This is a genomic window from Leisingera sp. ANG-DT (assembly GCF_000813785.1).
Taxonomy (GTDB): Bacteria; Pseudomonadota; Alphaproteobacteria; order Rhodobacterales; family Rhodobacteraceae; genus Leisingera.
This window is the reverse complement of record NZ_JWLE01000034.1, coordinates 1-581: the sequence shown is the minus strand read 5'-3', so window position 1 is coordinate 581 and position 581 is coordinate 1. Positions and strand designations below refer to the sequence as shown.

General features: G+C 65.6%; 1 protein-coding gene. It reads right to left on the bottom strand.

The features are described 5' to 3' along the window. The coding region (locus RA21_RS23255; RefSeq protein WP_446720200.1) for an NAD(P)-binding protein at positions 1 to 581 on the bottom strand (581 nt) is incomplete at both ends.

Genomic DNA, 581 nt, shown 5'->3' with positions numbered 1-581 from the left:
GCACGGTCAGCCGGACCTGGCCGCCCGGCTCTGCCGCGGCTTCGAATACGGTGACGTCATGGCCGCGTTCGGCCGCCACGCGCGCGGCTTCCAGGCCGCCCGGCCCAGCACCCACAATCACCACTTTCTTGCGGGTCTCAGCCGGGGTGATCTGGTGCGGCATCGTGAGTTCGCGCCCGGTGGCCGCATTGTGGATGCACAGCGCCTCCCCCGCCTGATAGATCCGGTCCAGGCAATAGGTGGCGCCGACGCAGGGGCGGATATCGTCTTCCCGCCCTTCCATGATCTTCTTCACGATATGCGGGTCGGCCATATGGGCGCGGGTCATGCCCACCATATCCAGCAGACCGCTGGCAACCGCATGGCGAGCCGTTGCCACATCGGGGATGCGTGCGGCGTGAAAGGTCGGCATGCCTGTTGCCTTCTTCACCTCTCCGGCAAAATCAAGGTGCGGCGCCGACTTCATGCCCTGCACCGGGATCACATCCGTCATCGCCGGGTCGGTATGGATGCGCCCACGGATCACGTTGAGGAAGTCCACCATGCCGCTGGCGGCAAGACGCTTAGAGATTTCCAGCCCC